The organism is Providencia sp. PROV210 (genome assembly GCF_028479445.1).
Classification (GTDB): Bacteria; Pseudomonadota; Gammaproteobacteria; order Enterobacterales; family Enterobacteriaceae; genus Providencia; species Providencia rustigianii.
Map to the genome: position 1 here is coordinate 157,490 of NZ_JAMPNQ010000014.1, position 19,178 is coordinate 176,667.

16 protein-coding genes are annotated in these 19,178 nt (G+C 40.9%); 7 read left to right on the plus strand and 9 right to left on the minus strand.

Annotated features, from left to right (window positions below):
• Positions 1-313: 313 nt before the first annotated feature.
• The 7 genes from PR761_RS11140 to PR761_RS11170 all read right to left on the minus strand — a co-directional run bounded on the left by PR761_RS11140 (position 314) and on the right by PR761_RS11170 (position 8,445).
• A complete protein-coding gene (locus PR761_RS11140; protein ID WP_039854817.1) occupies positions 314-1,783 on the minus strand; it encodes an FGGY-family carbohydrate kinase in 1,470 nt (489 codons plus the stop codon).
• A 10-nt stretch (positions 1,784-1,793) separates the two neighbouring features.
• Positions 1,794-2,666, minus strand: coding sequence for an L-ribulose-5-phosphate 3-epimerase (locus tag PR761_RS11145; protein WP_154610824.1), 873 nt, complete (start codon positions 2,664-2,666; stop codon positions 1,794-1,796).
• 18 nt (positions 2,667-2,684) lie between these two features.
• Positions 2,685-3,719, minus strand: a complete 1,035-nt coding sequence (locus tag PR761_RS11150) for an ABC transporter permease (RefSeq protein ID WP_006814395.1) — start codon at positions 3,717-3,719, stop codon at positions 2,685-2,687.
• A gap of 13 nt (positions 3,720-3,732) precedes the next feature.
• Complete coding sequence (locus PR761_RS11155; RefSeq protein WP_006814394.1) at positions 3,733-4,722, minus strand: ABC transporter permease; 990 nt, start codon at positions 4,720-4,722, stop codon at positions 3,733-3,735.
• On the minus strand, positions 4,715-6,220 hold the full coding sequence (locus PR761_RS11160) for a sugar ABC transporter ATP-binding protein (RefSeq protein ID WP_006814393.1): 1,506 nt from the start codon (positions 6,218-6,220) through the stop codon (positions 4,715-4,717). The genes PR761_RS11155 and PR761_RS11160 overlap by 8 nt, the downstream gene beginning before the upstream one ends.
• Before the next feature lie 187 nt (positions 6,221-6,407).
• Positions 6,408-7,400, minus strand: a complete 993-nt coding sequence (locus PR761_RS11165; protein WP_039854971.1) for a substrate-binding domain-containing protein — start codon at positions 7,398-7,400, stop codon at positions 6,408-6,410.
• Positions 7,401-7,632: 232 nt separating this feature from the next.
• Positions 7,633-8,445 (minus strand): DeoR/GlpR family DNA-binding transcription regulator, encoded by an 813-nt coding sequence (locus PR761_RS11170; RefSeq protein ID WP_039854815.1) that lies wholly within the window; start codon positions 8,443-8,445, stop codon positions 7,633-7,635.
• A 458-nt stretch (positions 8,446-8,903) separates the two neighbouring features.
• On the opposite strand from PR761_RS11170, the gene araD reads away from it, so the two are divergent.
• Positions 8,904-9,602, plus strand: coding sequence for an L-ribulose-5-phosphate 4-epimerase (gene araD, locus PR761_RS11175; RefSeq protein ID WP_006814390.1), 699 nt, complete (start codon positions 8,904-8,906; stop codon positions 9,600-9,602).
• 233 nt (positions 9,603-9,835) lie between these two features.
• Positions 9,836-11,188: a polysaccharide deacetylase family protein gene (locus PR761_RS11180; protein WP_006814388.1), complete on the plus strand. Its 1,353-nt coding sequence runs from the start codon at positions 9,836-9,838 to the stop codon at positions 11,186-11,188.
• Between the two features lie 69 nt (positions 11,189-11,257).
• Here PR761_RS11180 and PR761_RS11185 read toward each other — a convergent pair whose 3' ends face one another.
• Positions 11,258-12,904 carry a fumarate hydratase gene (locus PR761_RS11185; RefSeq protein WP_006814387.1) on the minus strand — a complete coding sequence of 549 codons (1,647 nt, stop codon included), beginning with the start codon at positions 12,902-12,904 and terminating at the stop codon, positions 11,258-11,260.
• 801 nt (positions 12,905-13,705) lie between these two features.
• Between PR761_RS11185 and potA the strand changes: the two genes are divergently transcribed.
• The 4 genes from potA to potD all read left to right on the plus strand — a co-directional run bounded on the left by potA (position 13,706) and on the right by potD (position 17,632).
• Complete coding sequence (gene potA, locus PR761_RS11190) at positions 13,706-14,815, plus strand: spermidine/putrescine ABC transporter ATP-binding protein PotA (protein WP_154610785.1); 1,110 nt, start codon at positions 13,706-13,708, stop codon at positions 14,813-14,815.
• Positions 14,802-15,665 (plus strand): spermidine/putrescine ABC transporter permease PotB, encoded by an 864-nt coding sequence (gene potB / locus PR761_RS11195; protein ID WP_006814385.1) that lies wholly within the window; start codon positions 14,802-14,804, stop codon positions 15,663-15,665. The genes potA and potB overlap by 14 nt, the downstream gene beginning before the upstream one ends.
• On the plus strand, positions 15,662-16,465 hold the full coding sequence (gene potC, locus PR761_RS11200; protein WP_006814384.1) for a spermidine/putrescine ABC transporter permease PotC: 804 nt from the start codon (positions 15,662-15,664) through the stop codon (positions 16,463-16,465). Before potB ends, potC begins: the two co-directional genes overlap by 4 nt.
• 117 nt (positions 16,466-16,582) lie before the next feature.
• Positions 16,583-17,632 carry a spermidine/putrescine ABC transporter substrate-binding protein PotD gene (potD, locus tag PR761_RS11205; RefSeq protein WP_006814383.1) on the plus strand — a complete coding sequence of 350 codons (1,050 nt, stop codon included), beginning with the start codon at positions 16,583-16,585 and terminating at the stop codon, positions 17,630-17,632.
• 67 nt (positions 17,633-17,699) lie between these two features.
• Here the strand turns inward: potD and PR761_RS11210 are convergent, their stop codons facing one another.
• Positions 17,700-18,257, minus strand: a complete 558-nt coding sequence (locus tag PR761_RS11210; protein WP_006814382.1) for an NADPH-dependent FMN reductase — start codon at positions 18,255-18,257, stop codon at positions 17,700-17,702.
• Positions 18,258-18,573: 316 nt separating this feature from the next.
• Here PR761_RS11210 and PR761_RS11215 point away from each other — a divergent pair, with 316 nt between their 5' ends.
• On the plus strand, positions 18,574-19,158 hold the full coding sequence (locus tag PR761_RS11215; RefSeq protein ID WP_006814381.1) for a TetR/AcrR family transcriptional regulator: 585 nt from the start codon (positions 18,574-18,576) through the stop codon (positions 19,156-19,158).
• Positions 19,159-19,178 lie beyond the last annotated feature (20 nt).

Here is a 19,178-nt window from a genome sequence, read left to right on the forward strand (position 1 = left end):
GTTCCTTATGCTAAATAATCGGCTATTTACGCTTTCAATTAAGTAGAACTAGCTAATTAATTATCCAGTTAATATTTTTGCAAAAAAATATTTAAATATAATAAAGTGATGAATATCACAAATTACTTAATTTTTTGGATTTTATAAATAGGGGGGTGGTTAATAAAATGTGAAAATAGTAAAGATTCAACTTAATAGAAAAAGTTAATTACATTCAGCTTCATTATTTGAGGTGAATTTGAGCTTTGATTGAGATGAAAAACCCTGTCCTTTTTTCATAAGGGATAGAACAGGATTTTATTAAGAAAGGTGATTAACTCAATGCATCCGCAACGGCTTTAAAACGGGCAAATTTATCTCTGAGTTGCTGGTGAGCAATTTCATTGGGTTGGTATTCGGTAATTTTCGGCGTGCTAGAGGCAATCGCAGTGTCGAATCCAGAATAGTATCCTGTACCGACAGCAGCACACAATGCAGCCGCTTGACAGCCAGATTGTTTCACATCCACCACTTCAACTGGCAAATTACTGGCATCACAAAACATTTGCATCCACAGCGCTGACTGGGTTGGCCCTCCCGTAAATCGGATGGCTTCAGTTAGGTTATCGATACCCACAATCCGGTCTTGATGTAATAAATGAGAAAATACGATACCTTGGTAAATCGCGTAAGCGATATCTGCCTCAGTATGGTGAGAACTTAACCCCAGCAATCCACCATGCAAGTTGCTGTGATAATTAGAGCCATATAGCCATGGGAAAAACAGAATATCATTTTTCCGTGTAGCTCCCTCTGCAACACATTCATTTAAGACTTTGTAATCCTGTAAGCGCTGATTGAAAAAGTGCCGGGTAAACCAGGCTAAATTACTGGCGGAAGTGGGACTGCCTTCATGAACAAAATAGGTTCCCGGAATGCAGTATTTTCCCCAGACATAAGGGTAATCAGCAGGCATGATTTTATCAAAGACACGCGTGGATATTGTCCAAGTTCCTGCGACAGCACTGAGTTTATCTTGCTGGCTAACACCAGATGCTAATGCGGCGCCTACAACATCGAAAAATCCGCCAAATACAGGGGTTCCTTCGACTAAGCCGCATGCTTTGGCAGCTTGGTGGGTGACACAGCCTGCTAACTCCGCAGAATTAATGACAGGAGCGAGTTTTTCACTCACTTCATCAATACCAAACAGTTGGCACAGTTTTGGATCATAGTTTGAGGTTGTGGGGTTATATAACTGACTTCCTGAAATATTGGTTTCTTCACAGGTAATTTGGTCAGTAAGTCGGTAGCGAATATAGTCGTGAACCATCAAAACATAGCGCCCATCGCGGTAGTTATCTGGCTCATGTTGCTTTAGCCAGCATAATAAGGAAACCGGATGAGATGCCCAAAGTTGCTGTAAACTTAACGGATAAGCGTGCTTTGCCGTACCATTTTGATGCCATTCATCGACAATATTTTGAGCACGGGAATCGGAAGAAACAATTCCATTGCGTACAGGTTTTCCATTTTTATCCAGCAAATACAAACCTTTGCCATGAGATGAAAAGCTAACGCCAGCAATTTGGGTTGGGTTTAGTCGGCTATTATGAATAGCGTCACGAATGACGCCACAGGTTGCCTGCCATAACATATCCATATTACGCTCACTGAAACCTGCTTGAGGGCTTTCAGTAGGAAAAGGACATTCAGCGACCACAAGCTCTTGACCTTCAGGGCTGTAAATTCCCGCTTTAATGACGGTTCCACCCAGATCAACACCCATAAAAAATGTGTTCATCTTTTGCTCCTTATGCGTTATTCCAGCCTGCTTGTCGCATCTTATCTTCAATCCAATGGCGTGCATTGATAATTTCGACGAGGGGCTCATCGGCTTTTTCGGTCCACATTTCAATTAAGAACGTACCGCGATAATTTAACCGTTTAAGAAGTTTGAATAACTCGACAAAATCCACGCATCCTTCACCGAATGGGACATCACGGAACTGACCTTTACAAGTTTCAGTCACGGCGTAAGTGTCTTTGAGGTGTATAGCGACAATATTTTCGATGCCTTTGGTCAGCTCGTTTTCAACATCATTGCCCCATGCAGTTAAATTGCCGACATCGGGATACACTTGGAACCACGGAGAGCGAATTTTATCGGCGAGGGCTTGCCACTTAGTGATCGAATTCATAAATGGCGTATCCATGATTTCAACCGCGCACATCACTTGGGATGCGGCAGCAATCTCAGAAATCCATTTCATGCCCTCTTCAAAGCGGGCGATAGTTTGAGCATCTTGTTCTTCATAATAGACGTCATAGCCTGCCAATTGAATAGTTCTAATCCCTAAATCTTGTGCCAATTTAATGGCTTTGAGCATTAATTCACGAGCCATTTGACGTGTTTTTTCATCATGGCTGCCAAACGGAAAACGGCGGTGCCCTGATAAACACATTGTAGGAATACGCACGCCAGTTTTCTGAATGGCGGCAACGATTTCGAGGCGTTGTTCCATCGTCCAATCTAAGCGAGCGAGACGTTCATCAGTTTCATCCACAGACATCTCAACAAAATCAAATCCAGCAGCTTTCGCAATGGCTAATTTTTCTAGCCAGCTACTTTGTTTAGGCAGGGCTTTTTCGTAGATACCGATTGGGTTCTTGCGTGAAGTATTCATCATTATTTCCCCTGTTAATTAATTTTGTGCGGAAGCTTTATTCAGGCGCTGATTACGGTTCATTGCACGTTTAGCGCTCCATTTCTCTTTGAAGAATTTAAATGCTAGGGCAAGGATTAATGTGATACCCCAAACCGCCAGATTGAAGTGCAGACTAACGCCCAGCAGACTTAAGCCAGTAGCAATCACTTGCAGTACCAGAAGCGCGCAGAACACGCGGCTCACTTTACCGACACCACCGAATGGGTTGGTGCCGCCGAGCACAATCGCCAGAATAGTTAGCAGTAAATAAGAATCGCCGTACCCCATACGTGCAGAGTTAAAGCGCGCCATCATGATCAATCCTGCTAAGACACACAGCAAACTTGAAATGGTATAGATGGCTATCATCACGCGGTCGGTACGTACACCACTAAACCAAGTGGCGTTAATGTTGCTGCCACTCATATAGATATTTTTACCTAGACGTGTGCGGCCTAAAAACAGGGCTAACAAAATGGCGGTGACAATGAAAATAATCATGGCAATCGGCATGCCCAAGAATGTATCGGAACCAATCGCTCTAACGACAGGTGGCATTCCGCTGAGAGCAGCCCCTTTGGTAAGATAAACACCGATGCCGCTGATAATAGTCATGGTGCCTAATGTTACTAAGATCGGGTGAGCCCCAATATGGGAGATCATCAGCCCCGTTAAGCAACCAATAATCACCGCAATGACGGTAGCGCCAATCAGAGCAAAGCCTAGCCACATCAACTGTGTAGCCGTACTGGCGTCCACGGGTAAATAGTTGATGAAGACCCAAGCCATAAATAGCCCAGTCAGGTTTGCCGTACTAATAATGGCAAGGTTTAATCCACCGCTAAGCATAGGAACAAACATAGCAAAGGTTAATAAGCCAAGTTCTGGTAGCTGGAAGGTAATACTCAAAAAGGTATTTTGAGTAAAAAAATGCCCCGGCATGGCGATACTGAATGCGGCAATCGCGGCGAAAAAGATTGAAAGCAGTCCGATAACAGAGCCATCAATTTTAAAAAAATCTTGTTTTTTCATGGTGATATTCCTGTTAAACAAAACCTACGTCCGTCTCTTTGCGTTTTTTGTAGTGAGTGATACAAATTGCAATGAGGATAACCATACCGATAACGATATTGACGAAGTAGTTCGAGACACCGATGAGGTTCAGACCATTTTTCAAAATACCGATCAGGAAAACCCCCATTAATGTGCCAATGACGCTCCCACGACCGCCCGATAAACTGGCGCCACCAAGGACGGCGGCGGCTAAAACATCTAGCTCACCCCCAACTAAGGCACTGGGAACAACTTCACTCATTCGATAGGTTTGTAACATGCCACCGATCGCCGCCATGGCACCGAGGTAGCCATAAGCGAACAGGTAAATGACAGAGACACGAATACCAATTCGGGATGCCGATTCTTGGCTACCGCCGACCGCATACAGTTGGCGTCCAATATGGGTTTTATTCATCAGAACCCACGTTAGAAAAGCGATACCCAGCATAACGATAAGTGGTAAGCCAATTTGGTAGTATTCGCCATCGACTTCAAAAGGCAGGATGGTGACTGGATCGACCCACCAGTCAGGGAGATCGTAGATACTGTGCCCATTAGTCAGCCACATCAACATACCGAATAGCAAAGATTGCATGCTGATGGTGATAATGATCGACACCACATTGAGGGAGTAAATCAAAATCGCATTAATCAGACCAAAGGCAATACCAATGATAATGGCGAGCATAATGCTGAGCGTGGGACTTTCGAGAAGACCTTGCAGCAAAAAGGTGGCGATAACGTATTGCACAACGGAGGCAACCGCAGCGAACGAGATATCAATCCCGCCAGTGACCAGCACCACGAATAATCCCAGAGCAAAAATTCCTGTCACGGCATAGCTTTCACTGAGGTCGAGCAAGTTTTGGATGGTTAAGAATTGTGGGCTCATCAAGGTAAAAAATGCCACCATAATGAGGATCACCCAAGTCAGCCAGCCTTCAACAGACTGTGGACGTAGTTTTTGCCAATTAGCCATTGATGATTTCCTCCAATTGTTGCTCCGTCATGGAATCTGTCACAATTTCTTTGACGATAGATCCTTGCTTCATATGTAAAATTCGATCGCAGTTGTAAAAAGCTTCGGAGGCTTCATCGGTGATCAGCAAGATTGAGATCCCGACACCAGACAGTCGATGGATCAGCTTATAAATACTGTCTTTTGCGCCGATATCTACCCCCACGGTTGGAGCATCGAGGATCAGCACTTTGGGGCGAGTCAGGATCCATTTAGCCAGCACCACTTTTTGCTGATTACCGCCGGATAAGGTGGATAGCGGATTATTGGGGTCGGTGACTTTAATGTCTAAATCGGCGATCCACTCCTGCACAATTTGTTGGCATTTTTGCTCATCAATTAAATGCAGAGGGGTTTTTAAACGATCTAAAATCGACAGCACCATGTTATCAGCGATAGATTGTTGCAAAATTGCGCCGAGAGTCAGGCGGTCTTCTGACACGTAGCCAATGCCGTGTTTGATGGCTTGGGCATTGTTTTTGAATATGATTGGTTTATCTTCAACAATCATTTCGCCGCTATCTGGGCGAGTGATACCAAACAATGATAGCGCGAGTTCAGTTCGCCCAGAGCCTAGCAATCCGCACAAACCGAGCACTTCACCACGTTTTAGGGACAAAGAAATATTCTGATATTGTCCTGCACGGCTTAGGTTTTTTAGCTCTAATACGGTATGGGTTTCTTCTGCGTTATTCGGTACTTTACGTTCATGAACAATATCTAAGCCCGTCATCAGTTCGGTAATTTTTCGGGTTGTTAGCCCTTCAGCGGGCCATGTTCCAATTTTTTGCCCATCGCGGATCACGGTAATACGATCTGAAATTTCTTTGACTTCTTCCAGTCGATGGCTGACGAAAACGACGGTAATACCTTTGTCTTTTAAGTAATTCACTGTCGAGAGTAATTGGTTTACTTCGGTGCGAGTCAGGGATGCAGTTGGTTCATCCATAATGACAAGGCGTGCATCGGCAACCAGAGCGCGGCAGATAGCCACTTGTTGGCGTTGAGCGATAGGTAGGAACTGAACAGGGGTGTCTGGGTCGATAGTGAAAGATAACTCATCAAGGATCTGTAACGCTTTTTCCCGCAGTTTTCCACGATTGAACCAACCAAAATAGCCGTTTAAATTGAGTTCAAAGGCAATATTTTCGGCAACGGTTAGGTTAGGAAATAGTGATAAATCTTGGTAGATAACTTGCACCCCAAGATCACGGGCTTTATCCGGGGTTAGCCGAGAATAGCGTTTTCCATCGATTTCAATTTCGCTACCTTCATCGGGCGCATAAACACCACTGATGGTTTTGATTAAGGTACTTTTTCCGCAGCCATTGGTGCCAGCCAAACAGTGAACTTCACCTTTGTTCAGAGTTAAATCGATATTGCGTAATGCACGATGGCCGCCAAAGCTTTTGGAAAGATCCCGAAGTGTAATAAGTGGGGTTGATTTTTCGGCTGTCATAGTGGAGTCCTGGTGTTGACTTTTTCATCATGAATTGAGCTGCCGCATTATTATTTTTACTTGCTAACCCCCAGTTACGCACAAGGTACGCTTCTAGGGATTAGCATATTGACTGCTCGCGGTAACTCAAATTACGTTAAACAAAAATAAAATTGTTAGCGTATTTTTTATTATTTACTGCGTTGGATTACAGACCGACTTCCACCAATTTTTTGGTATTTTCGATATTTAAGTTCACCGGCTTGTCGCTCAGAATCGTGTTGCCACTGACTTTAATTTCACCCATATCACCAATAGACACACCGTCTTTGATTTCTTGTCCATTCATCATTGCGGTAGCCACTTGAACAAAGACCTGACCTGCGACTTTCGGGTTAGAGATGTAGCCACCATCAATGGCGCCTTTTTCTAGTAATTTGATACCTTGACCCGGAGTGAATGTACCAAATACACAGGTTTCAGCATTTTTACGGCGTTTATCGATAGCACGACCAGCACCGATTGGACCTTGAGAACCAAATGACATAATGCCTTTTAAGTCTTTATGTTTTGATAGCAGGTCATTCGCGGTGCGCATTGAATCATCAACGGACTCGGCAACGCCAAAGCGGTCATCAACCATCTGCATTTTTGGATAGTGAGCTTTTTGATAAGCAATTGCGGCATCAGCCCATTCATTAACTAATGGTACTGTCAGGCTGCCCACAAACATGGCATATTTACCTTCTTCGCCCATGCACGCCGCCATATCTTTCATATGGTTGGCACCCATGCTTTGGGTATCGAGTAATTCAAAATCCCAATCTGCATTTTTCTGATTTGGCGATTCGTGAGTAATCACTTTGATGCCCGCTTCTTGTGCGCGCTTCAGGACAGGTTCAAGGACTTTGGCATCATTAGGAACGACACCGATAACATCCACTTTCTTGGCAATTAAATCTTCAATCGCACGAACTTGTTCTGCGGGATCCGCGGTGGTTGGTCCGACTTGGAATGCGTTCACGCCTAATTTTTGACCTTCTTCTGTGATCCCTTGCTCCATAACATTAAACCAAGGAATACCACCGACTTTTACTACAACGCCCATGGTAAATGGCTTTTGTGCTTTTTGTGATTCAGCCATGGCAATATTGGAAAACAGTGCTGCGCCCATTAAGCAAGGTAAAACTAACTTTTTCATATTCATAGTTATATTCCTTCGAGATGATGAACGTAAATAAGAGCACGCCATCAACATAGGGTTAATGTTATGTCTAATCGGATTTATATAAGCAACATCGATTAATCTTTAAATTAATTAATAAATGTTGTAGTGCCTGGTGTCATTCTTATTAATATTTCAGTTTTAACATCAATTAATTTATAGGGTTTTAATACGTTAATTAAAATTAATACTTTTAGTTATATAAATATTATTTATCACATTCAATAATATTTAAATTAGGGAATCGCTGATTAAATCTCTTATCATTAAGCTTATTGGTGATTAATACATTAATATCATTTAAGGTACAAACTTGACTAAACGCATATTTATCTAATTTACTATTGTCAGCCAATAGCACGCGGTTTTCAGATACCTGAACCATAATATTTTTGAGCTTGGAGTTTATTTCGCTACCATCGCGAATACCATTTTCGATATTAAATCCTTGGCACGATAAAAATAAGGTTTTGATTTGAAAGCTACGAATAATACTTTCTGAAATCGGGCCATGGAAATCGTCGTGGCGCTCCGAATACTCTCCGCCAATACCAATTACTCTGACACGATCACGGCAAGCGAGAGCTTGAATTATCTTTACTGAGTTAGTAACTACCGTGATATCAATATCCGGTATTTGTCGGGCTAAAAACCAACACGTACTGCTGTTATCCATCATGATGCAATCACCAGGCTGAATAAACTTCAGTGCGGCTTTAGCGATTTTCATTTTGGCCTCGGGGTGTTCTTCCGTTCTTTTACGGAAAGACTCCGCACCATCGACCATTTGACCGAGTTTGACTGAAGATGGTAACCCATTCAGTACTGGACTTTCGTCCTGTTCAATTGAAACTGCGCCACCAAAGCTACGAATAATTCTATTTTTTCGCTCAAGGGTGGTTAAGTCTCGGCGAATAGTCTCTTGTGAAACTTGACATAATTGAGCTAAATCACGCACTAACGCCGATCCATGCTGAGAAACATGAGAACAAATTATTTTATGGCGTTCAGCTTGTAGCATCTCAAAACTCCTATTCTTTCCATGGTATGCATTGTGCCTGTGTTGATTTTTATTTGTCGTGATTCGACTCATGTAATCCCAGTCAGAAATAAATAAAGAATTTTATGGTTAACCTGATCACTAAATAAATGAAATAAATAAATTCAATTGCATTAATAATGTGATCTGAATTACTGAATTGAGTGATTTACAGCCTTATTTTGGCATGGCGATAAAAATAAAAGCTCAAATTCGGGCATTGCTTTGTGGGGAATTTATTTCCGTTTAAGCCTGATGATGACCGAGTATGACTGATATTGGGCTATTTGTTAATTAAATGTAAAGATGCAAGCTTTTTAAATTATCCAAATCTGTTTACCTTAATACCAACGCAGAAATTATTTATCGACAGAAAAGAGAATATAAAATTCCCATCTGTTTGATATTGATATTAAACATTCGCACCTGGGGAGGTAACGATGCTGGAAAAATTAAAACAGCAAGTATTCAACGCGAATTTGGAATTACCCAAACATAACCTCGTGACGTTTACTTGGGGGAATGTCAGTGGGGTTGACCGTGATGCAGGGCTGATGGTGATCAAACCTTCTGGCGTGGATTATGAAACCATGCAAGCGGAAGATATGGTTGTGGTTTCATTGACCACTGGTGAAGTTATTGAAGGTAAATATAAACCGTCTTCTGATACTGATACGCACTTAGCGTTATACCAAGCATTTCCTGAGATCGGTGGAATTGTTCACACTCATTCACGGCATGCCACTATTTGGGCGCAAGCGGGTTTACCTCTTAGTGCATTAGGCACCACCCATGCTGATTACTTTTATGGTGAGATCCCTTGCACCCGTCAAATGACAGAAAGTGAAATTGCGGGTGAATATGAAAGAGAAACTGGCAATGTGATTATTGAAACATTTAAGCAATTAGGAATTTCTGCAAAGGATATTCCAGCGGTACTGGTTCATAGCCATGGACCTTTTGCTTGGGGTAAAGATGCTGATAATGCAGTACACAATGCGGTGGTATTGGAAGAAATTGCCTACATGAACTTATTTACTCGTCAACTGACGCCTAAAATAGGGGATATGCAACAAGAGTTGTTGGATAAACATTATTTACGTAAGCATGGAAAAAATGCTTATTACGGACAAAAATAAATCTCATTTGTTTTATGACTAAACAATTTTGAGTTAATTATCTTTTATTGTTAATGAATTATTAAATTGTTTTCATTTGTTTGAAAGAGTTTTTCTTATTTGTTTATATTCAAAACCACGAAATTTATTTTTGTGGTTTTTTCGTATAAAAATATTTTTAACAGGGTATAGGGTTAAATAGAAAGTCGGTTTAAACTTGGCGAGCATATTTGCTAACCCAGAGTAGAAAGGCAATGTCTAATCGATTACTAACGCTATTTTTTTTCCTATTATTAGGTCCGCTTTCTATTTCTTACGCGGAAGATACCAATGATAACAATGTTGTCATCATTGGCTCAAAAGCGATTAATATTGATAATTGGGAGGTCGTTGACCTACCGCCTAAATTGATTCAGACAAAACAACCTGAGGTTATCTTCGCCCCTATTGCTGGAAAAATGCGCGTCGTTGGAGAGCTTAATCCAGACCATGGCTTTTATGCCTATAATCCCAATGGGAGCTACAATGCATTGCAGTTTGGCAATGATTACGCTTACATAAAAACAGCTCAACTTTCTAATAAAAAACCCCGTAATCTACCTAGTGATGACCGATTAAATGATCTTCAAAACCCAGTTTATGATTACCTCATCACAACACAAAAAACCCCTGTGTATGCGGGAATGAAAGAGAATAGTCCTCAAATTGCTTCTTTATGGGAAGACCTACGTTACCCTGTATTGGCACGGATGATTAATACCGATAATGATGGGGAAAAAACTGCGTGGCTAACCATTCGATTAGGGGATCGCTTGGGCTATATTCGCTTAGATGATGTCTCGATTGATAAAGGCATTCCAATTCTAACCTATCACCATATTCTTGAAGACAGCGAGAATAAAAACTTCCGCCATACTTCAACGACGACATCTGTGGCCGCTTTCCGTGAACAAATGGATTATCTGAAAGAGCAGGGATACCAGACTATTTCTTTAGATGATGTTGAAGGTTATTTGGAGAAAAAAGCGAATTTGCCGGGTAAAGCAGTCGCATTGACCTTTGATGACGGACTGAAGTCGGTTTACCGTTATGCATTGCCAATATTAAGAAATAATCAGCAGCAAGCGACGTTATTTGTGATCTCTTCAAGAGTCAAAACGAAACCGCAACAATGGAACCCAGATTCTCTGCAATTTATGTGTAAGCAGGAGATCAAAGATAGCCAAGATGTTTTTAATATCCAATCGCATACCCACTTTTTGCATCGCTTAGATAATCGCAATAACCCGATTATTTTTAGCCGTAAAGAGCATACGATAATGTTGGATTTTAAACGTTCAATGAAAGAGTTAGCTAAATTTGAACCAAATCAACGAGCCCTTGCTTATCCATTTGGCGCTTATAATCAAACAGCAATTCAGGCAGGAAAAGAGGCAGGTTTGCGTCTTGCAGTGACAACAATTCAAGGTAAAGTTCGCCTTGGGGATAATCCTTTTGCCTTAAAACGTTTGTATGCTTATAGCACCGACCCGATCAGTAAATTTGCTCTGATGGTTGGGAATGGGGAAGAAACTGTCGTGAATAAAAACGTGGTGGTTGATAAATAAGTATTAAAAACCTTGAGCCCTAAAATAACGGGCTCAAGGCTGAGTTGTTGAATGTATAGCTGGGAATAACTACTTAACGCATTTATTACAGGCTTCTTTCTGGACAATATCAAAGAAGTTATTGCCTTTGTCATCGACAAGAATAAAGGCAGGTAACCCTTCTACTTCCATTTTCCATACTGCTTCCATACCTAATTCTGGATACTCTAAGCAGTTTAAACTTTTCACAAATTCTTGTGCCAAAATAGCCGCGGAACCGCCGATACTACCTAAATAAAAGCCACCGTGTTTTTTACAGGCATCTGTTACGGCTTGAGTACGATTTCCTTTTGCTAACATCAGCATACTGCCGCCATGAGATTGGAACAGATCCACATAAGGATCCATACGGTTACCGGTTGTTGGACCTAATGAACCTGAAACCATCTCTTCGGGTTTTTTGGCAGGACCCGCGTAATAGACCATATGATCTTTAAAATATTGCGGTAACTCTTCGCCATTATCTAAACGTTCTTTCCATTTTGCGTGAGCAATATCGCGACCAATAATCAGGGGACCACTGAGAGAAACACGCGTAGAAACTGGGTGCTTACTTAATTCAGCCAGAATGTCTTTCATTGGACGATTTAAATCGATATGGACGACAGTCCCTTCGGTACTATGGCGCATTGACTCTGGGATATATTGGGCTGGATTGTGTTCCATTTTCTCAATCCAAATCCCATCTTGGTTAATTTTTGCTTTGATGTTGCGGTCTGAAGAACAGGAGATTGCCAGCCCAATAGGGCAAGAGCCACCATGGCGAGGTAAGCGAATGACACGTACATCGTGAGCAAAATATTTGCCACCAAATTGGGCACCAAAACCAAAATGACGAGTTGCTTCGAGTAACTCATTTTCCAGTTCGATATCGCGGAAGGCTTGACCGTATTCATTACCGTGAGTCGGTAAATTATCATAATACTTAGTGGATGCCAGTTTGGTGGCTTTGAGTGTTGCTTCTGCCGAGGTTCCACCGATGACAAAGGCAATATGGTATGGCGGACAAGCTGTCGTGCCTAGATTTTTCATTTTTTCGATTAAAAAGGCTTTCAATCGAGCAGGCTCTAAAATGGTTTTAGTTTCTTGAAATAGTGCCGATTTATTGGCTGAACCCGCACCTTTATTGACCAGTAAGAAATGATATTCATCACCCTCAGTGGCAAAAATATCGATTTGTGCCGGTAAGTTTGTTCCTGTATTCACTTCGGTATACATATCTAAAGCGGCATTTTGCGAGAAACGCAGGTTTTCTTGTTGGAATGCGTTATAGATACCGCGAGATAACATCTCTTCATCATTGCAGTCAGTCCATACCTGCTGACCTTTTTTCGCCACAATGGTAGTGGTTCCCGTATCTTGGCAGTTTGGTAAAACTCCTTTTGCGGAAATCTCAGCGTTACGTAGCAACTGTAGAGCAACATATTTGTCATTTTCACTGGCTTCAGGATCATGCAAAATTGCAGCGACTTGTTTTTGATGAGCCGCTCTTAAAAAGAATTGGGAGTCACAAACTGCTTGTTGGGCTAACACGGTTAAGGCTTCTGGCTCAATTTTTAGGATGTTTTTTCCTGCAAACTGTTCAACAGAAACATATTTATCGGTTAATTGATAATATTCAGTTTTATCCTCAGATAATGGATAAGGTTGTTGATAGAAAAACTCTTTATTAGCCATATCACTCACTCACATTTTAATTTTAGCGGAAAATATAAAAAATAATCTCTTTCTAGATTTTTTATTCTGGATAACCCACTTTAAAGGGGTATGAATAATCATTTATATTCGTAATAATCAAAAATTCATAAGAATAATTTAACCATTATATTCAAAGGGATGTGAAAATTAATATGACTTTGGTTAAGGTTTAAGAAGATATAAAAATTCCAATGAAAAGCTTGAAGTTAATCACATAAATAAATTCAAAAATTAGGTTTAACCATTTGTTATTAATGTTATTTACGAAGCCTTAAATTAGTCATTATTCATTGAATTTATCTAAAAGTATTATTGTCGGTTATCAGCGATATTATTCTTTAATTGAGTTTTAGCATTTGGGATATAATTCATGGTAGATTTCGCGAAGTATAAAAAGATTTAAATAATTGCTTAGTAAAATATCAAAGTGGAAATAATAAAAATCTCATAACCCACTGAATTAAATATTATTTAATTGCTATTTATTGATTGAGTTATAATGAAGTTTGATAGATTGGCACGTCATCATGATAAAAGGGTCTACGGGACTTATTTTTATTATAAATCGCGTTTATTTGTTGTAAATTCATAATGAAAGGCTAACAAAGTGTTGAAAATGGCTTTCAATTTTCATTAACAGTGTTTATCATGCTGAGCTTAATGTTTTTCTAAAATGGCGCTACTGGTTTTGGGCTTCGCTGGGAATTATCCTGGGGGCTTAACAGTCTTTAACGGTGGCGGTTCTATCTGCATTATTCCTAGGGATAGAGTGAAATATAAATGACTGAGACAACCTCTCTCACACCACTCGTAGAATTAAAATCTTTAAATAAAGGTTTTGATGGCAAACAAATTATTTCTGAGCTTGGCCTAACTATCCAGAATGGGGAGTTTTTAACTATTCTTGGGCCTTCTGGTTGCGGCAAAACGACAGTTTTACGTCTCATTGCTGGATTAGAAGATGTTGATGATGGCCAAATTATTCTTGATGGTCAGGATATTACAGATATTCCTGCGGAACATCGTTTCGTGAATACTGTATTCCAAAGCTATGCATTATTTCCACATATGACCGTATTTGAAAATGTGGCGTTTGGTTTGCGTATGCAAAAAACGCCAAAAGATGAAATTCAAAAACGGGTGGAGCAAGCCTTGCAGATGGTGCAATTGGCTGATTTTGCAGAGCGTATGCCGAATCAACTTTCGGGTGGTCAGCAGCAGCGCGTGGCAATTGCTCGTGCGGTGGTGAATCGTCCAAAAGTCCTGTTATTGGATGAATCTTTGTCTGCGCTGGATTATAAACTGCGTAAACAGATGCAAAATGAGCTGAAAGCCTTACAGCGCAAGTTGGGGATCACGTTTATTTTTGTCACCCATGATCAAGAAGAAGCACTGGCAATGTCCGATCGCATTATCGTCATGCGTGACGGAAAAATTGAGCAAGATGGGACGCCTCGTGAAATTTATGAAGAGCCTAAAAACCTGTTTGTAGCTCAATTTATCGGTGAAATTAATATTTTTGATGCAAAAGTATTATATCGCATTGATGAACAACGCATTCGAGCCAATGTTGAAGGCCATGAATGTGATATTTTCACTGATCTTCCTGTGACTGAAGGGCAGCATTTAAACGTGCTATTGCGCCCTGAAGATTTGCGTGTTGAAGAAGTGAATGATGCGGACAATCATCCTGGGCTTATTGGTTATGTGCGTGAACGTAACTATAAAGGGATGACTTTAGACTCCGTGGTTGAGATGGAAGATGGCAAAATTATTATGGTCAGCGAATTCTTCAATGAAGATGATCCTGATGTCGACCACTCCCTTAACCAAAAAGTTGCTGTGACTTGGGTTGAAAGCTGGGAGGTAGTTCTGGATGATCATTCGTAAGCATAAAATTTTACAGAATGTGATTATCACCAGCGTGGTTGCATGGTTGCTGCTATTTGTATTTCTGCCAAATATCATGATTATTGGCACCAGTTTCCTGACTCGCAGTGATAACAATCTAGTCGATTTGATTTTTACTTGGGATAACTATATCCGTTTATCGGATCCGATGTATGCCCAAGTGATGCTACATTCGTTGAATATGGCGCTGATCGCCACATTCTTCTGTTTGGTTATTGGCTACCCCTTCGCCTATATCTTGGCGAAATTACCTAAACGCATCCAACCTTTAATGCTGTTTTTGTTGATCGTACCATTTTGGACAAACTCCCTGATCCGCATTTATGGGTTAAAGGTTTTTTTAAGTACCAAAGGGTATTTAAACGACTTTTTATTGTGGATTGGCATTATTGATAAGCCGATTAAATTAATGTACACCCCTGAAGCGGTGGTGCTCGGCTTAATTTATATCCTGCTACCATTCATGGTCATGCCGCTCTATTCCAGCATAGAGAAACTCGATAAATCCTATTTGGAGGCTGCAAGGGACTTAGGTGCCAGTAAATTGCAAACCTTCGTGAAAATTATCATTCCACTGACGATGCCGGGAATTATTGCAGGTTGCCTGCTCGTGCTGTTACCCGCTATGGGACTGTTCTATGTGGCAGACCTAATGGGAGGAGCGAAAAATCTTCTCATTGGTAACGTAATAAAGAGCCAGTTCTTAAATATTCGTGATTGGCCATTCGGGGCGGCAACCAGTATTTTCCTCACCGTGATGATGGGGCTATTGCTGTATGTGTATTACCGAGCTGCTAAGCTTCTGAATAAAAAGGCGTATGAAGAATGATCGGTCGCATATTCCGTGGTGGTTTTATGACCATTATTTACGCGTATCTTTATATTCCAATCATTATTCTGATTGTGAACTCCTTTAACGAATCGCGTTTTGGTATTCAATGGCAGGGCTTTTCCACCAAATGGTATGAGTTACTCAGTAATAATGACAGTTTATTAGAAGCAGCGGGGCACTCCTTAACAATGGCGGTGCTTTCGGCGACATTCGCGACAGTTATCGGCACATTAACCGCCGTTGCATTATTTCGTTACCGTTTTAGAGGGAAACCTTTTGTGGGCGGTATGTTATTTGTGGTGATGATGTCTCCAGATATCGTGATGGCGATATCATTGCTGGTGCTGTTTATGATCCTCGGTGTTTCCTTGGGGTTTTGGTCACTGCTGTTTTCCCATATTACGTTCTGCCTGCCGTTTGTAGTGGTGACCGTATACGCCAGATTGAAAGATTTTGATGTAAAAATGTTGGAAGCGGCACGGGATCTTGGTGCGGGTGAATTTACTATTTTACGTAAAATTATTTTGCCTTTAGCGCTGCCTGCCATTGTTGCGGGTTGGCTCTTAAGTTTCACGTTATCCATGGATGATGTGGTGGTCTCCTCCTTTGTGACGGGACCAAGCTATGAAATCTTACCATTGAAAATTTACTCAATGGTTAAAGTGGGGGTTTCCCCTGAAGTGAATGCATTGGCGACAGTCTTGTTGCTGATGTCATTGGTCTTGGTTTGTTTAAGTCAGTGGGTCATGCGTGATAAACACGGCAAAAATGCCGCGGCTAAATCATCCAAGCATTAGTTTATAAAATCGAGGGTGTCATTGTGGCACCCAATCTTTTAATGCCATCAGGCAAGAGGGTGGGCTCCAATTGAGCCTATTAGATAGATAAAAGCACTTTGTTGAGGGAAATCAGTGATGAAAAAATGGTCCTATCTGTTAGCCGCAGGGTTAATGGCTGCAAGCATTGGCACGGCAACTGCCGCTGACGATAACAAAGATGTACTGTATTTCTATAACTGGACAGAATATGTTCCCCCCGGTTTATTAGAGCAATTTACTAAGGAAACTGGGATCAAGGTGATTTACTCCACCTACGAATCGAATGAAAGCATGTACACTAAATTGAAGACCTATAAAGAAGGGGCTTATGATTTAGTGGTGCCATCCACGTATTTCATTGCAAAAATGAGCAAGGAAGGCATGCTGCAAAAGATCGATAAACAAAAGCTCACTAATTTTAAAAACCTCGACCCCAATCTAATCCATAAAGAATTTGACCCAAATAATGACTATTCTGTGCCATATATTTGGGGTGCAACAGGAATTGGAATTAATGGGGATGCGGTTGATCCTAGCACGGTGACTTCATGGGCTGACTTCTGGAAACCAGAATATAAAAATAGTTTGCTCATGATGGATGACGGGCGCGAAGTGTTCCAAGTGGCATTAGCGAAGCTAGGTTATTCTGGCAATACCACAGATCCAAAACAGATTGAAGAAGCATACAACGAGCTACAAAAATTACGTCCTAATATTCTTGCATTTAATTCTGATAACCCTGCAACACCATTTATTGAAGGTGAAGTGGATGTTGGTATGTTATGGAATGGCTCCGCTTTTGTGGCGAGACAAGCAGGCTTACCTATTGAGGTTGTTTGGCCGAAAGAGGGCGGTATTTTCTGGATGGACAGCTTAGCTATTCCTGCGAATGCTAAGAATGTCGAGGGAGCACATAAGCTGATTAACTTCCTATTACGTCCGGAAATAGCGGCACAAGTTGCTGAGTCGATTGGTTATCCAACTCCAAACTTAGCTGCAAAAAAACTGCTGCCAGCGGAAATAGCCAATGACCCATCACTGTACCCAAGTGAAGAGGTGTTGAAAAAAGGTGAATGGCAAAGTGATGTTGGGAATGCCAATGTTCTGTATGAAGAATATTTCCAAAAATTAAAAGCTGGGCGTTAATTCGTATTCAGTTTGTATGAAATTTAAGAGGCATCACTTCATGTGATGCCTTTTTTTATGTCTATGATTAATTTACTGAATTGTGGTTCACAAATTTGACGAAGCTATCGACCCAAGGTTGTAAGAAATCTTTACTTTTTGGGGATATATTACCTTGCTCATCAACCATACCCTCATACCATTTTAAATAACATTCTGGTTGATTCATCGTTGGCATATTTAAGAATGCGAGGCTATTACGTAAATGTTGTTGTGCAATAGCGGTACTTATATTACCAATCGAAACCCCGAGAATTCCCGCAGGAATACTATCCCAGGAATTATCACCCCAAGGACGAGAACCTTGGTCAATCGCATTTTTCAATACACCGGGCATGGAGCGGTTATATTCAGGCGTTGCGAAAATAATTCCATCTGAGGCTTTAATTTGTGCTTTAAAATCAGCCACTACGGCAGGCACATTCTGGTCTGCTTCTTGGTTATAGAGAGGTAGATCTGCAATTTTTATAAATTTAAAAGTGAAATTGGATGGGAATAATTTGGTGATGGCTTTAGCGACTTTTAAGTTATAAGAGTCGGCACGTAAACTACCAATAATCACACCGATATTATACTGATTGGACATAATCAAAACCTCTTTTCATGTTATGTAAATACACACAGTTCAGATGCTTTCTTTGAAAATAGATATTTCTCACATAATTAAACAGTATAACCTTCGGTGCAACAAGACTAAGTTAAATTTAGTTATCAAGAGTAAAAAAATAGGAGGTATTTCATTGTTATATTTTTTTATATTTTAAAAATAACATTATATTTCTTAGTTTTTAGGCAGGGATACTGTGAAGTAAATTACACTATTCGCATTTAATTCACCTCAATATTGTGTTCATTGATACGAGTCAAAATAGAACATACCGACTGGTCGGTATTATCCGTGCATGAATATACTTACGCCCCAAAGAAAAAAAGATCCCATAAAAAGGCAAGAAGAGCTGTTAAAGGCGGCTCGAGTGATTGCTGGTCGGGAAGGCATTGCCGCACTTTCGCTTAATGCGGTCGCAAAAGAAGCGGGTGTCAGTAAGGGTGGGCTATTACATCATTTTCCGAGCAAGCAAGAGCTGATACATGCGCTGTTCATTGAGTTACTCGATATTATGGACACCCGTATCGCGGTGATTATGACGAGTGATATCAATACAAATGGCCGTTTTTCTCGTGCTTATCTGCATTATATCGGAGAACTAAAAGAGTCTGATGAGAGCTTCCAACTTGCATTTCTATCATTAGCGATGCCGATGGAACCCGTCTTACGTAAATGTTGGCGTGACTGGATGCTACAGCATTTAGAAGACGGTGATGAGTTTGATAATAGCTATTTAGGGGCTTTAGTCCGTTATGCGGCAGACGGTTTATGGTTATCCGCCTTAACAGAAGGACCCACACTATCTGAGCAAGAACGAGATGCGATTATCCACCGGCTGACGCAAATCTCTTTTGAAGAAATACCTTTTGTTTCCAAATAGCAATATTACGTCTAGTAATA

Coding starts and splice junctions, on each gene's coding strand:
- PR761_RS11140 (WP_039854817.1), bottom strand. CDS start 1,783: ATGAACACATTTTTTATGGGTGTTGATCTGGGTGGAACCGTCATTAAA.
- PR761_RS11145 (WP_154610824.1), bottom strand. CDS start 2,666: ATGAATACTTCACGCAAGAACCCAATCGGTATCTACGAAAAAGCCCTG.
- PR761_RS11150 (WP_006814395.1), bottom strand. CDS start 3,719: ATGAAAAAACAAGATTTTTTTAAAATTGATGGCTCTGTTATCGGACTG.
- PR761_RS11155 (WP_006814394.1), bottom strand. CDS start 4,722: ATGGCTAATTGGCAAAAACTACGTCCACAGTCTGTTGAAGGCTGGCTG.
- PR761_RS11160 (WP_006814393.1), bottom strand. CDS start 6,220: ATGACAGCCGAAAAATCAACCCCACTTATTACACTTCGGGATCTTTCC.
- PR761_RS11165 (WP_039854971.1), bottom strand. CDS start 7,400: ATGAAAAAGTTAGTTTTACCTTGCTTAATGGGCGCAGCACTGTTTTCC.
- PR761_RS11170 (WP_039854815.1), bottom strand. CDS start 8,445: ATGCTACAAGCTGAACGCCATAAAATAATTTGTTCTCATGTTTCTCAG.
- araD (WP_006814390.1), top strand. CDS start 8,904: ATGCTGGAAAAATTAAAACAGCAAGTATTCAACGCGAATTTGGAATTA.
- PR761_RS11180 (WP_006814388.1), top strand. CDS start 9,836: ATGTCTAATCGATTACTAACGCTATTTTTTTTCCTATTATTAGGTCCG.
- PR761_RS11185 (WP_006814387.1), bottom strand. CDS start 12,904: ATGGCTAATAAAGAGTTTTTCTATCAACAACCTTATCCATTATCTGAG.
- potA (WP_154610785.1), top strand. CDS start 13,706: ATGACTGAGACAACCTCTCTCACACCACTCGTAGAATTAAAATCTTTA.
- potB (WP_006814385.1), top strand. CDS start 14,802: ATGATCATTCGTAAGCATAAAATTTTACAGAATGTGATTATCACCAGC.
- potC (WP_006814384.1), top strand. CDS start 15,662: ATGATCGGTCGCATATTCCGTGGTGGTTTTATGACCATTATTTACGCG.
- potD (WP_006814383.1), top strand. CDS start 16,583: ATGAAAAAATGGTCCTATCTGTTAGCCGCAGGGTTAATGGCTGCAAGC.
- PR761_RS11210 (WP_006814382.1), bottom strand. CDS start 18,257: ATGTCCAATCAGTATAATATCGGTGTGATTATTGGTAGTTTACGTGCC.
- PR761_RS11215 (WP_006814381.1), top strand. CDS start 18,574: ATGAATATACTTACGCCCCAAAGAAAAAAAGATCCCATAAAAAGGCAA.